A 13,176-nucleotide genomic window follows, 5' to 3' on the forward strand; every position below is an offset into this window, starting at 1 on the left:
TCCGGCGGAGTGCGCCTTCAGCGAGCACTGGCCTGCCTGCTCGGCGCTGGTTCAAGTGCTGTCTCAAGTGCTGGCTCCGGCACCAGATCCGGCAAGCCGCCGAAGGGCGCGCGTCCCATCACGCGCTCCAGCATCGGGATGAAATGCTCCAGCGGCAGGGTGTCGTATTCGGGATCGAAGCTGGTCTGGTCCCACTCGTCACAGAAGCGCACAGTGCGCTCATAGGCGGGATGCCCGGCATGTGCCTCGCGGGCGTGGCGGTCCTGACCGAAGAATTCGCGGTAGTGATAGCCCTGGAACAGCTCGTGATGACGAATCATCCAGGTGTTCAGCGGGTCGATGAAGGGCTCGAGAATACCGGCGGCGATCTCGGCATGATTGGCCGGTGCCAGATCATCGCCGATGTCATGCAGCAGCGCGCAGACCACCATCTCCTCATCGGCACCATCACGCAACGCGCGGGTAGCGGTCTGCAGGCAATGTTCGTAGCGATCGACTGGATAGCCGTGGTGATCGCCCTTGAGCCGCCCCAGGTGTTCCAGCACACGCCGGCAGGCATCGGACTGATATTCCCGGAAGCGCGCATCGATCAGCGCCCACTCGGCATGCGTGCTTTCCTCGAAACTGCGGAAGCGGGCCTGTTCGCTCATGCGCTGGCCTCCTCATTGGCGAACTGACCGTCGCGCTGTCCCTCGAGTTGACCGGCGAGCTGATCGGCCAGCAGCAGACGGCGGCTGGCGGTAGAATCGCGGTCCACGTAGCCCTGGCGCATATGGCGGATGCCGCCCTCCAGCTGGAAGGCGCTGCGACCATGGAACAGCCGATAGTTGTCCATGATCAGCATCTGGCCCGGTGCCAGCTTGAGGTGCAGCGTGAAGTCGTCACCGGAGATCAGGCGATAGAACGCCTGGCGGGCAGCATAGTAGCGACGCAGGGTCGCGCCGGGCAGCGCCGGTACCCGCTCGGTGCGGTTGGAGAAACGTACTCGGGCGACCTGGCCACGGCTGTCCAGCTCGATCAGCGGGCCTTCGCTCTCCAGACGCGTGGTGGCGTCGTGGTAGCGGAAGCCGGGACTGACCTCTGTCAGGCAGGCGAAGGCCTCGGGGTCTTCACGGCGCAGGTGCTCCGCCGCGCTGAAGCCATCCACCAGCATGCTGTCGCCGCCCTGGGCCGCGTTGCGCAGGCAGTGAAGCCAGATATAACCCGGAATCGGGTCGCGGTAGGGATTGTCGGTATGCGGCTCCAGCCCGCGCTGGGTCATCGTGAGGTCATAGGCATTGGCGACGGATTTCACATCGGCGATACCGCCCCAGTTGGTGCGTCGCAGCGGCCCGATACGGTGGATCAGCCCCTGCATGCCGTCCTCCGTGTCCGGCACGCCGCTGACCCGCACGAAGCCGAAGCGCTGCAACTGCTCGAGCATGTCCAGCAGTGCCGCGTCATCCTCCAGCGCTGCAGCGAAGTCGGCCTCGGGCAGCTGGGCGAGGCTCCCCTGCCAGAAGATCATGCCCTGATAGGCCTCACACGGCTGACACTCCGCCAGCAGGGCCGCCAGCGAGAAGCTCGCCGCATGGCCGTCACTGAAGGCCAGCGACAGCGTATCGCCATCCAGCTGCGCCTGAGTCAGGCTCAGGTCCAGCGGCAGGTCCGCCGCCTCGATCAGGCGCTGACCGGTGAGGGAATCGAGTGTCGTCTCATCGGGACTCCGCTCTCGCAGCCAGAGCGCCTCGAGGGTCAGATCGCCCTCGGCGTGGCTCAGATGCAGTTGTTGTCCATGGTCTTTCAGGCTGACGGAATGCGGTCTGCTGGGCACTCGATGATCTCCACGGCTGAGGGAGCGGCACTTTTGTCTTACCGGGCAGGTGCCTGCTCGCGGATGCTGGTGCGACGCTGAGTCTCCCTTTACCTTAATCACTTCAGCCAAAGCAGATTGATGGAATTGGACGTATATTTGATCAAATTGGCCATATGTCAGACCAGCAGACGACAACAAGCGGCCGTGGCAATGCCACGGCCGCTTGTGTTGTCAAACGTCTGTCAGGAGATCAGTCGCTCAGGTGCAGCACCTGACCATTGAGGGAACGCCCGGCGCCACCGGCCAGAAAGCGCGCGCATTCCGCCACGGCGTCCGGTCGGCTGCCCTCGGGGCACAATAGATTGGCGCGTACCTTGTCCGGCGCGCGTGATGCCAGCCGCTGGATCAGCTCACTCAGCGCCGCCTGTGCCATGGCAGTGCCGTGATGGTCCCGAGAGGACAGCTGCGAGGACGGCGACGGCTGCGAGGGCAGCGGTGGTGCCACGGCCAGCAGGCGTCCGCCGTGGCGCAACATGCGCGCACAGGCCGCCTTGAGCAAGGCGCCGGGGCCGGCGACCTGCGCGACCAGACACGCCTCCAGCGACTGCCCGGCCATGGCCTGAGGTGGCATGCAGACCAGCACATCGAGGCGCCCGAGACGCGCCACCAGTGTCTCGAAGCAGCCCTCGCCGACCACCTGGCCGAAGCGGTCCGACTGCTCGCCGCCCAATGCATCCAGCACGCGTTCGAGGTCCGCCGGCGCGGTGCCCATCAGGGCGATGATGGCACCATCTTCCAGGAAGGTGCGCGCCATGGCCTCCAGCCACTCCCCCTGCCCCGCGATCAATACCCTGCGTCGTGGCAGCATCTCATTCTCCCTGATAGAACCTCCGCCGGGTCGCCCCGGCGTGCCTCACGCCGTACTGTGCCGCTCTTCTCACCCAGACATCACCTCCCTGTGATGCCTCAGTGGCGTGCGTCAGGGCATCAGCCCCGGCAGCCACAGCACCAGCGCCGGGAACAGCATGCACAGGGTCAGACCCGCCAGCTGCAGGCCGACGAAGGGCAGAATCGAGCGATAGATGGTGCCGATGGATACCTGCCCGGCGGTGATGCCCTTGAGATAGAACAACGCATAGCCGAAGGGCGGCGTCAGGAAACTCGTCTGCAGGTTGATGGCGACCAGAATCGCGAACCACACCAGCAGACCCTGGCCGGAAAGCCCAAGCCCGAAGTCCAGCGCCTCGACCACCGGCGCCACCAGCGGCAGCACCACGAAGCTGATCTCGATCCACTCGAGGAAGAAGCCGAGCACGAAGATCAGCCCCATCAGCAGCAACAGCAGGCCGTAGGGCCCAAGGCCGGTGCCGGTGATGACATCCTCGATCAGGTAGTCGCCGCCGAGGCGCTTGAAGACCACCGAGAAGCAGGTCGCGCCGATGACGACGAACAGGATCATCGCGCTGGTCCGCGAGGTATCGCGCAGCGTGTTGCGCAGGGTGGAGAAGGACAGTCCGCCCATCACCAGCGCCAGCAGCAGACTGCCGCCCGCGCCGATGGCCGCGGCCTCGGTGGGCGTGGCGATACCGGTCATGATCGACCCCAGCACCGCGACGATCAGCACCATCGGGCCGAGCAGGTCGCGCAGCAATGCCAGCGGCAGCGGTGTCTTGTCGGTGCCGAGCAGCGACTGGTCCGGCAGCGGTGCCCAGTCCGGGCGCAACTTGGCGGTGATCAGCAGATAGGCGACGTAGAGCGCGCCGAGCATCAGCCCCGGAATCAGCGCCGCCTTGAACAGCGCACCCACCGAGATCTGCAGGATGGAGCCCATCAACACCAGCATGATCGAGGGCGGAATCAGGATACCCAGGGTGCCGGAGGCCGCGATGACCCCGCAGGCCATCTCGGCCTTGTAGCCCTGCCCCAGCATCACCGGCAGCGCCAGCAGGCCCAGCATGACCACCGAGGCACCGATGATGCCGGTACTCGCGGCCATCACCACGCCCAGCAGTGCCACCGAGACGGCCAGACCGCCATGCACGCGGCCGAACAGCCGCTGCAGCGTCATCAGCAGATTGCGCGCCACGCCGGAGCTTTCCAGCATCAACCCCATGAACACGAACAGCGGAATCGCGATCAGCAGCCAGTTCTCGATCACGCCACCGAAGATGCGCGAGCCGACGGTGCCGAGAAACGGCAGCGGAATGTCGCCGATGAAGGCGAACAGGATGCCCAGCCCGCCGAGCAGAAAGGCCACCGGGTAGCCGGAGAAGATACCGATCAGAAGTGCCACCACCATGGCGATGGGCAAGGCGTATTCAGCGAGCATTGTCATGGCTCCCGTCTGCATGATTCTGGGGTGCCGTGGCGTCGGTTGTCGCTTGCGCAGCATTCTGCTGATCCGCAAGGCCGGCCAGACTGGCAATCTCGTGGTCTTTCAGGCGCTCAGGGGTGCGCGCCGGGTCGAACAGGCAGGCCAGATTCTCGAAGATCTGCCCCAGCGCACCGAGGGCGAGGAACACCAGCCCCGTCGGCAGCATCGCCTTGATCAGATAACGGTCCACCAGGCCGCCATAGTTGGACTTCTCGCCGGACATGTAGGACATGGTGACGAAGTGCTTGGACAGCCAGGCGATCAGCAGGCAGAAGGGGATCAGCATGATGAGGTGGCCGAGGATATCGACCACGGCGCGTCCGCGCGGCGAGAGGCGCTGATAGAACAGGTCGACCCGCACATGCGTATCGCTGTGCAGGGCATAGGTGCCACCAAATAGCGTCAGCAGACCGAACAGGTGCCACTGCAACTCGGTGACGGAATTGATGGTGATCGCGGTGCCGAACAGCAGCACGTCGGGCGACCCCCAGTTGGCGATTTCATTGATGCCCAGGGCGTTGAGCGTGACGGTGGTGAGCACGGCCAGGATGATCGCCAGACCCAACCAGCTGGTCAGGCGACCCACCCAAAGCCCCAGGCCGACCAGCGGTCGGCCCAGGGCGTCACACACCGCCCCGCCCTGTGCCCGCCAGGGCGCAAGGCGGGGGTCGGTCATTGGGCGCTACCCTCGTCAGCGTTGTCTGCCTGCTTCATGGCCATCGGCTGCGGCATGGCCTGCAGCTCGTACCATTCGTCGATCAGAGCGGCGTGCTTCATCAGTGAATCGTAGGCCTTGGCGAAGTCAGGATTGGTCTGCTTCTCTTCGGCCAGCACTTCACCCCAGGCTTCCTGCAGCGCGGTCATTACCGGTTCCGGGAAGCGCTTGACCTCGACACCCTTCTCCTCGAGCTCGTGGATCGCACGTACCTGAGCCGGCGGCGCTTCGGCCATCGCCCACTGCAGGGTCGCGCGGCAGGCAGTCTGGAACTGCGCCTTGCGCTCATCGCTGTAGCTGTCCCACACCTGCTGGTTGATCAGCAGCGAGAACCAGCTGGCGCTCTGGTGCCACCCCGGGAAGTAGTAATACTTGGCGACTTCATTGAAGCCCATCGCCTGATCGACCTGCGGCACCGAGAACTCGGTGGCATCGACCCGGCCACGCTCCAGCGCGAGGTAGATCTCGCTGCCCGGCACCAGCTGGGTGGAAGCGCCCAGCTTGTTGAGCACCTTGGCGCCGAGGCCGGAGATGCGCATCGACAGGCCCTTGAAGTCCTCCGGCGAGTTGATTTCCTTGTTGTACCAGCCGCCGGTTTCCTGCGGCGAGATGAAGCACGGCAGCACCTTCACGCCGTAGGGGTCGTAGGCGGCCTGCACAAGCTCGGTACCCTCACCGGCCCACATCCAGGACATGAAGGCTTCCGGGCTCGGGCCGAACGGCAGTGCGCCGTAGAGGTTGGTGATCGGCACCGTGCCGGCCCAGTAGCCCATCCAGTCCCAACCGGCCTGTACCGCACCGGAGGAGACGGAGTTGAAGACTTCGAAGGCCGGAACGAGATCGCCCGGTTCGTGCACGCGCAGGCCGACCTCGCCGCCGGTCGCGCTCTTGAGTTCCTCTGACAGCCGCACGGCACCGGCGCCGAGGAAGTTCTTGGTCGAGAAGGTACTGGCGACGTCGAGCTGTTTCGGCCCTTCCGCCTGAGCCGGCGCGGCGGCCATCAAGGTGGTGGTGGCCACGGCCGCCGCAATGGCAGCTCCGAGGCGCAGGCGGCGGGTCGGCGTCGATTGATACGGCGTGGCGTGTTGCGACATGGTGCGGCTCCCTGATTTGTTGTTGTGCTCGCTGGTTGTACGGCTTGTGGCTTGCTGGACATGAACCACGTTGCAAGATGACGCTTACGTCAACTTACCCGAAGACAACGCAAGCGGCTGACCACGCCACAACAACGTCAATGATTTCAGAGAGCTACGAGAACAAGGCCCGCGAGAACCGACCCACCGCGCGCTGCGCGGCAGTATCGGCTCACGACAGCGTCCGGAAAACCGGACACTTCGGTCGCCGAGGCTGCGACCAAGGTCGCGCGCTGTCATGCAGTCTGTCTACGACTCCAGTCGAATATGCCGATAGAGGAATGCAGACCCCACGCGGGTGTGCAGGCCATGAGGTGACGGGAAACGCAAAGCATCCGGAATTCCGGTCACCGACCGAATTTCCGGACGCTCTGGCCACTCATTGGGGAGGAAAGATGGAATGTCTGTCGATCAGGGCGCTTCGGCCAATAGCCCATGCCGGTTGAGCTTCTCGTAGAGCGAGGACTTGGCGATGCCGAGCTGACGGGCGGCACGGGTGCGATTGCCCTCGGCAGCGCGCAGCGCATCCTCGATCAGCTGGCGCTCCGCCTGGGCCATCGCCTCACGCAGCGAGGCCGGTGTGGTGTGTGGTTCCCGGGCGGTTGTGGACGACTCGGGCGCTGAAGCGGGTGTGGACAAGTCGCTTTGATGGGTAACGCCATGCCGGGCACCGATGGCATCCGGGAGATCGGTCGGTTGGATATGGCTGCCGCCCAGATAGAAGGCGGCTTCGAGCACGTTTTCCAGCTCGCGCACATTTCCGGGCCAGTGATGGGCACACAGGCGCTCGAGGGCGGCTTCGGAGAGCATCGGCGGGCGGCGGCCACTGCGTCGCGCCAGGCGTGACAGCAGGTGCGTGGCCAGGGACGGCAGGTCGTCGCGGCGCTCGCGCAGTGGCGGTACCTCCAAGGGCACCACATTGATGCGATAGAAGAGGTCTTCGCGGAATTCGCCGCTCTCGACCAGCGCTTCCAGCGGACGGTGAGTCGCGGCGATGACACGGACATCGACGCTGACCAGACGGGTCGCGCCGACCGCCTCGACCTCGCGGTCCTGCAGCACGCGCAGCAGCTTGGCCTGCATCGCCAGCGGCATGTCACCGACCTCATCGAGAAACAGCGTGCCGCCATCCGCGAGCTGGAACTTGCCGGGCTTGCCGCCACGCTTGGCGCCAGTGAAGGCGCCTTCTTCATAGCCGAACAGCTCCGCTTCCAGCAGCGCTTCGGGAATCGCTGCGCAGTTGAGCTTGATGAAGGGGCCCTTGGCACGCGCCGAGCTGCGGTGCAGCGCATGGGCATACAGCTCCTTGCCGGTGCCGGACTCGCCACGGATCAACACCGAGGCGCCGCCGGGGGCGATCTTGCGCACCTTGCAGGCCAACTCCCGCATCGCGGGCGAATCGCCGATGATGTCACTCAGCTGCCAGCGGGCGCCGTTGGGGGATTCCAGCGCCTGACGGTAGTAGTCCACCTCCGCTTCCAGCGCCTGAACCTGAGCATTCACCTGCCGCCATTCCCAGGTGTCGTGATAGAGCACCGAGCCGATGGCGCCGATCAGCTCGCCGTCGCGGAAGATGGGGTAACGGTGGGCAATCATGTGGTGGCCACGAATCAACTGCAGTTGGGCCAGCTCCGCGCGCCCGCTCTCCAGCACCTCGTGCATGCGGGTGTTCTCGATCACCTCGCTGACATCACGTCCCAGCACCTCGTCGGCATCCACATCCAGAAACTCGGCATAGGGCGCATTCAGAAACTGGATACCGCCCTGGGCATCCACCACCACCACCCACTCCTCCACCGCATCCATCGCGGCACGCAGCAACTCGCGGCGCCCCCGCTCGACATGAATCGAGGTGGCAGGTGAATCGTTGCGCAGCGGGGCAGCCGCCTTCGCTTCCCCTGCCGCACCTGATACAGGCATCTGCTGAGCCATCACCGCTCTCCCTTGGCGTGTCCGATCATCGTGGGTAGCCGTCATGCTGCCACCAACACCCGCCGGATCTGATTGTTATGAGCTGCGCCATCACGCAGCCAGCGTCCGGAAAACCGGACACCACCCACAGCATCGGCCTACCACCGCCAAGGATCAACGTAGCCAGTGGTCGTAGAAGCTACAAATAACACAAATAAAATGCTATAAATTTCATTTAAAATTCAGGTAGGTATAAAAATGCATATAAAAGTCTTTCAAGAAGGTGACGACTACATATGGATCCCAGTGGCAAAAGGTAAAACTAAAAATACGGCGAGACCCTTCCTACCTTTTAAGGGAATTGAAGGAAAGTACCGTCATGGTTACAAGGCAGCTCCACTAGAAGACAAATACACAACAGCCATAAAATCAATTCAGACTGCATATTTAAATAACGAAAGAAAAACATTTAAAGTAAACAAAGCTAAAAACAAAAATGAATCGCAGCATAAAGCTCGCTGGAGAAATTGTGATAAAAAAAACGCTCCCTTACTCTCGCCATCTTTAGGCTGGATTAATATTAAGATGCTGGATATAAAAAGAATTACGGACGAGTGGATATACAATCATTTTAAAAACACAGAAAAGAAATATATTGACTTAAGCAAAGAAACAATAGAAGAAATGTTACTAGATCGAGAGAAACTTATTCTAACAGCATCAAAAATCCCCTTTCAGGAATTAACTCCCCCTCCTAGAGGAAAAATAAAGCCAATAGAGAAAAAAGTAACAATTACGCAATATTACAGAGATCCTAAAGTCGTCGCGTATATTCTTAAAGAGTCCAATGGTAAATGCGAATGCTGCGGCAGAAATGCACCATTCCAAAACTCTGATGGCTATCCATACCTAGAAGTACATCATGTTGAAATGCTAGCTTCTGGAGGCAGAGATACAATTGACAATACAATAGCGATATGTCCGAACTGCCATAAAGAGCTACACTATGGAAAAAATGCACATAAACTTAAAGATGAACTATATAAAAAAATCAGTCGACTTAAAAACAAACTAGATACATTATAGAGAGTGATCTATGTGGCCTAAAGATAAGCGCGAATGGAAAATGCTTACATTATTCCTAAGTTGCATCGCATTCGGCGCTATAAGCTCTATAACCTTAAAAGACATACAATGGTTTGAAAGATCATGATCACTTATTATCGTGTTGTCGCTTTGCTTTTTTTGGCGGGACCATATAGATAGCTATGAGAAAGAAACAGAAGAAATAATAGAGAAAGAAAACAAGTTCAAAAACAGCACTATATCATTAGCCAAGATCAATCAGATTGAAAACCCAGAATACGTTGTGCATTTTCGTTATGATATCGAGGCTCGAAAACGAACAGCTAGAAAGAAAAGAAAAAGATATTCCAATATAGAGATTATGCTCGGCATTGTTGGTACGGTAATATGGGGTTATGGAGGACCTTTCGTAACATTGATATTATAACTTACATTTAAACAATTATGACCTTCCAGCGTCGCTGGAAGGTCATGGCTTCTTGATCAAATCAAATTTTAGTGAGCTTCTTCCCAGTTGTCGCCTTGCTCGACTTCGACGAGCAGCGGGACGTCGAGGGAGGCGGCGTTCTGCATGCGCTGTGCGACGTCTTTCATGAAGTCTTCGACCTGCGCTTCGGCGACTTCGAAGACGAGTTCATCGTGTACCTGCATGACCATCATGGCGTCGTACGCCTTGTCACCGTCATTGCCCGCCAGCCAGGCGTCCACGTCGATCATGGCGCGCTTGATGATGTCGGCGGCGCTGCCTTGCATCGGGGCGTTGATGGCGGTGCGCTCGGCGGCAGCACGACGCGCATGATTGCGCGAGCCGATTTCCGGCAGGTAGAGGCGACGGCCGAAGATGGTCTCGACGTAGCCCTGCTCGGCGGCGAGCTGACGCGTGTCTTCCATGTAGGTGGCGACGCCCGGATAACGCTCGAAGTAGCGCTCGATGTAGGTCTTGGCCTGGCCGGGGTCGATATCCAGCTGACGCGAGAGGCCCCAGGCGGACATGCCGTAGATCAGCCCGAAGTTGATGGCCTTGGCGCTGCGACGCTGATCACTGCTGACCTTCGCTTCCTCGGTGCCGAAGACTTCCGCGGCGGTGGCAGCATGCACGTCACGATTCTCGGCGAAGGCCGAGAGCAGGCCCTTGTCACCGGAGAGGTGCGCCATGATGCGCAGCTCGATCTGCGAGTAATCCGCCGCGACGATGCGATAGCCGGGGCGCGCGATGAAGGCCTGACGGATACGACGGCCCTCGTCACTGCGCACCGGAATGTTCTGCAGGTTCGGGTCTGACGACGACAGGCGGCCCGTGGCGGTGACAGCCTGATGGTAGCTGGTGTGCAGGCGGCGCGTGGTCGGGTTGACCAGCTGCGGCAGCTTGTCGGTGTAGGTGCTCTTGAGCTTGGTCATGCCGCGATGACGCATGATCAGCTTGGGCAGCGGGTAGTCCAGCGCCAGCTCCTCAAGCACCGCTTCGGCGGTGGACGGTGCACCCTTGGGGGTCTTCTTCTTGACCGGCAGCTTCTGCTCCTCGAAGAGGATCTCGCCCAGCTGCTTGGGGGAAGAGAGGTTGAACTCGCGGCCCGCCAGCTCGAATGCCTGCTTCTCGATGTCGTGGATCTGCTCGGTCAGCTCACGCGTCTGAGCGTGCAGGCGCTCGGGGTCGATCGCGACGCCGTTGCGCTCGATGCGCGCCAGCACCGGTATCAGCGGGTATTCGTAATCACGCAGTACCTCGCCCAGGCGTCCCAGCTTCTCGATGCGCGGCATCAGCAGCGCGGCGAGGCGCAGGGTGATGTCGACATCCTCACAGGCATACGGCATCGCCTCTTCCAGCGCGATCTGATCGAACGTCAGCTGCTTGGCGCCCTTGCCGGCGATGTCGGTGAAGCTGATGGTGCTCTCGCCCAGATACTTGAGCGCCAGCGAGTCCATGTCGTGACGGGTCGCGGTGGAGTTGAGCACGTAGGACATCAGCATGGTGTCGGCCAGCGGGCCGGCCACCGCGATGTCATAGCGCGCCAGCACCTCGATGTCGTACTTGAGGTTCTGGCCGATCTTGGTGATGGCGGTGTCGGCGAGAATCGGCGTCAGCGCTTCCAGCACGGCCTGACGCTCCAGCTGCGCAGGGGCATCCAGATAGCTGTGGGCAACGGGAATGTAGACGGCCTCGCCGACTTCCAGCGCCATGCCGATGCCGACGATCTCGGCTTCCATGTAGTTGAGGCTGGTGGTCTCGAGGTCGAAGCACAGCGAGGTGGCGTTGCGCACGCGCTCGAGCCACGCATCCAGCTCGGCCTGCTCGGTGATGGCGCGGTAGTTGCGCTCCTCACGTGGCGGCAGCGCATCGGGCATCTCGTCGCCCTCTTCCGCCGCTTCCAGATCAGGGGTTGGCGCAGTGGCGGTCTTGCCCTTGCCTGAGGCCTTTTCAGCGACCGGCGCGATGCTGTCACCGAACAGGTCACTGCCGGCGACCCCGCTGTCCTTCTCGTCAGCATGCGGCGTGGCCGCCATGTCGCCGCCTTCCAGCAGCTCCTTCAGCCAGGCCTTGAACTCCATCTCGCGATAGAGCTCGACCAGCGCTGCGGTATCCGGCGCGGCGATGGCGAGGTCATCCAGGCCATATTCCAGCTCGCAGTCCAGCTTGATGGTGGCGAGGCGATAGGAGAGATAGGCATCTTCACGATGCGCTTCCATCTTCTTGGCCAGGGTCTTGGCGCCACGGAAGCTGAGCGTCTTGATGCGATCGAGATCGCCGTAGATGGTGTCGAGGCCGCCTTCCATGCCCTGCAGCAGGCCCAGCGCGGTCTTCTCACCCACGCCCGGCACGCCGGGGATGTTGTCGACCTTGTCGCCCATCAGCGCGAGGAAGTCGATGATCAGGTTCGGCGGAATGCCGAACTTCTCGGTGACGCCGTCCACATCCAGCGTCTCGTTCTTCATGGTGTTGACCAGGGTGATGTGCTCGTTCACCAGCTGGGCCATGTCCTTGTCGCCGGTAGAGATGACGGCGTCACGCCCGGCTTCGGTCGCCATGCGCGCCAGGGTGCCGATGACGTCATCGGCCTCGACACCTTCCACGCACAGCAGTGGCAGGCCAAGGGCACGCACGCAGGCATGCAGCGGCTCGACCTGCAGGCGCAGGTCATCCGGCATCGGCGGACGCTGGGCCTTGTACTCGGGGTACATGTCGTCGCGGAAGGTCTTGCCCTTGGCATCGAAGACCACTGCCATGGGGCTGTCCGGGTACTGGCGAATCAGGCTCTTGAGCATGTTGATCACGCCCTTCACCGCGCCGGTGGGCAGGCCCTTGGAGGTGGTCAGCGGCGGCAGAGCATGAAAGGCACGATAGAGATAGGAAGATCCATCGACGAGAACGATCGGCGTGGCGGCCATGAGCAGTCGCATCCGTAGGCTGAAGGGTGAGCTTGGGGCAAGCAGAGTCGGGGCCGAAAACCTCTCGGCAGCTATGGCTGTCATGATACGCAAGGGCTGCGGCGAGGCACAGTCGCCACCCTCGGCGCGTGTGTCTTCTGCGCCCGGCATTGATGGCGGGAAGTCGTGCACACTGCCCGCAAGGGACGTAAACTGCGCCCATCAGGCAAGGTTTCAGGCCAGCGCCGATTCGCTTGTCTTCTGCACAGATACGCATCGTGCTCTTGCTTGCAGACCCCTTGCTCACAGAACTTTCGCACGCGGAACCTGAGACAGGCTGCGCTTGTGTAAAGGAGGATTGTCATGCGCTCGACTGCTTCCATTGCTCCGCATTCCCTGCTGCGCCTGCCCACGCTGCTGGCCACCGGGCTGCTGCTGGCCGTCACCGCCCTGAGTGCGCCGCTGGCCGTCGCCGAGAGCGAGACCCCCAAGCCGCAGATCACCAGCCGTCAGCAGGATGACCGCCAGCTGCGCGAATACCGCGTCAATGGCCATCTCTATGCCATCGAGATCATCCCCAAGGGCGGCGCGCCCTTCTTCCTGCTCGACAGTGACGGCAACGGCAACTTCATCAAGTCCAGCGTCACCAGTGCCAACCAGCTCAAGGTACCCGGCTGGGCATTGAAAAAGTGATAAGCTCGGCATCTGGTTCACGCGAGAGCTGAACCAGCAGCGACAGGCGTCACGCCCGCGGCATATCGCTTGCCCCCGGGCGTGGCGGTATCCTTCCTGCATACCT

The 13,176-nt window shown here is 61.5% G+C and carries 10 protein-coding genes; 2 read left to right on the forward strand and 8 right to left on the reverse strand.

What is annotated here, in order from left to right; genetic code table 11:
- Window positions 1-17 precede the first annotated feature (17 nt).
- The 7 genes from QQF40_RS04720 to QQF40_RS04750 all read right to left on the reverse strand — a co-directional run bounded on the left by QQF40_RS04720 (window position 18) and on the right by QQF40_RS04750 (window position 7,949).
- A complete protein-coding gene (locus QQF40_RS04720) occupies window positions 18-650 on the reverse strand; it encodes an HD domain-containing protein (RefSeq protein WP_175090064.1) in 633 nt (210 codons plus the stop codon).
- Window positions 647-1,813 carry a 2-trimethylaminoethylphosphonate dioxygenase gene (tmpA, locus tag QQF40_RS04725; RefSeq protein WP_502871416.1) on the reverse strand — a complete coding sequence of 389 codons (1,167 nt, stop codon included), beginning with the start codon at window positions 1,811-1,813 and terminating at the stop codon, window positions 647-649. Before tmpA ends, QQF40_RS04720 begins: the two co-directional genes overlap by 4 nt.
- 232 nt (window positions 1,814-2,045) lie before the next feature.
- Window positions 2,046-2,663 carry an SDR family NAD(P)-dependent oxidoreductase gene (locus QQF40_RS04730; protein WP_175090065.1) on the reverse strand — a complete coding sequence of 206 codons (618 nt, stop codon included), beginning with the start codon at window positions 2,661-2,663 and terminating at the stop codon, window positions 2,046-2,048.
- Between the two features lie 111 nt (window positions 2,664-2,774).
- Window positions 2,775-4,124: a TRAP transporter large permease gene (locus QQF40_RS04735; protein ID WP_175090066.1), complete on the reverse strand. Its 1,350-nt coding sequence runs from the start codon at window positions 4,122-4,124 to the stop codon at window positions 2,775-2,777.
- Window positions 4,114-4,845 (reverse strand): TRAP transporter small permease subunit, encoded by a 732-nt coding sequence (locus QQF40_RS04740; protein ID WP_107335668.1) that lies wholly within the window; start codon window positions 4,843-4,845, stop codon window positions 4,114-4,116. The genes QQF40_RS04735 and QQF40_RS04740 overlap by 11 nt, the downstream gene beginning before the upstream one ends.
- A complete protein-coding gene (locus QQF40_RS04745) occupies window positions 4,842-5,978 on the reverse strand; it encodes a TRAP transporter substrate-binding protein (RefSeq protein ID WP_225996532.1) in 1,137 nt (378 codons plus the stop codon). Before QQF40_RS04745 ends, QQF40_RS04740 begins: the two co-directional genes overlap by 4 nt.
- A 450-nt stretch (window positions 5,979-6,428) precedes the next feature.
- Window positions 6,429-7,949, reverse strand: a complete 1,521-nt coding sequence (locus QQF40_RS04750; protein ID WP_285460591.1) for a sigma-54 interaction domain-containing protein — start codon at window positions 7,947-7,949, stop codon at window positions 6,429-6,431.
- A 237-nt stretch (window positions 7,950-8,186) separates the two neighbouring features.
- Between QQF40_RS04750 and QQF40_RS04755 the strand changes: the two genes are divergently transcribed.
- Complete coding sequence (locus QQF40_RS04755) at window positions 8,187-9,014, forward strand: HNH endonuclease (protein ID WP_285460592.1); 828 nt, start codon at window positions 8,187-8,189, stop codon at window positions 9,012-9,014.
- A 495-nt stretch (window positions 9,015-9,509) separates the two neighbouring features.
- Here QQF40_RS04755 and polA read toward each other — a convergent pair whose 3' ends face one another.
- A complete protein-coding gene (gene polA, locus QQF40_RS04760) occupies window positions 9,510-12,398 on the reverse strand; it encodes a DNA polymerase I (RefSeq protein ID WP_285460593.1) in 2,889 nt (962 codons plus the stop codon).
- Window positions 12,399-12,740: 342 nt separating this feature from the next.
- Between polA and QQF40_RS04765 the strand changes: the two genes are divergently transcribed.
- On the forward strand, window positions 12,741-13,070 hold the full coding sequence (locus QQF40_RS04765) for a DUF2782 domain-containing protein (RefSeq protein ID WP_175090680.1): 330 nt from the start codon (window positions 12,741-12,743) through the stop codon (window positions 13,068-13,070).
- Window positions 13,071-13,176 lie beyond the last annotated feature (106 nt).

It is taken from the genome of Cobetia sp. LC6 (assembly GCF_030264805.1).
GTDB lineage: Bacteria > Pseudomonadota > Gammaproteobacteria > Pseudomonadales > Halomonadaceae > Cobetia.

Coding starts and splice junctions, on each gene's coding strand:
- QQF40_RS04720 (WP_175090064.1), bottom strand. CDS start 650: ATGAGCGAACAGGCCCGCTTCCGCAGTTTCGAGGAAAGCACGCATGCC.
- QQF40_RS04730 (WP_175090065.1), bottom strand. CDS start 2,663: ATGCTGCCACGACGCAGGGTATTGATCGCGGGGCAGGGGGAGTGGCTG.
- polA (WP_285460593.1), bottom strand. CDS start 12,398: ATGGCCGCCACGCCGATCGTTCTCGTCGATGGATCTTCCTATCTCTAT.
- QQF40_RS04755 (WP_285460592.1), top strand. CDS start 8,187: ATGCATATAAAAGTCTTTCAAGAAGGTGACGACTACATATGGATCCCA.
- QQF40_RS04735 (WP_175090066.1), bottom strand. CDS start 4,124: ATGCTCGCTGAATACGCCTTGCCCATCGCCATGGTGGTGGCACTTCTG.
- QQF40_RS04740 (WP_107335668.1), bottom strand. CDS start 4,845: ATGACCGACCCCCGCCTTGCGCCCTGGCGGGCACAGGGCGGGGCGGTG.
- QQF40_RS04765 (WP_175090680.1), top strand. CDS start 12,741: ATGCGCTCGACTGCTTCCATTGCTCCGCATTCCCTGCTGCGCCTGCCC.
- QQF40_RS04745 (WP_225996532.1), bottom strand. CDS start 5,978: ATGTCGCAACACGCCACGCCGTATCAATCGACGCCGACCCGCCGCCTG.
- QQF40_RS04750 (WP_285460591.1), bottom strand. CDS start 7,949: ATGGCTCAGCAGATGCCTGTATCAGGTGCGGCAGGGGAAGCGAAGGCG.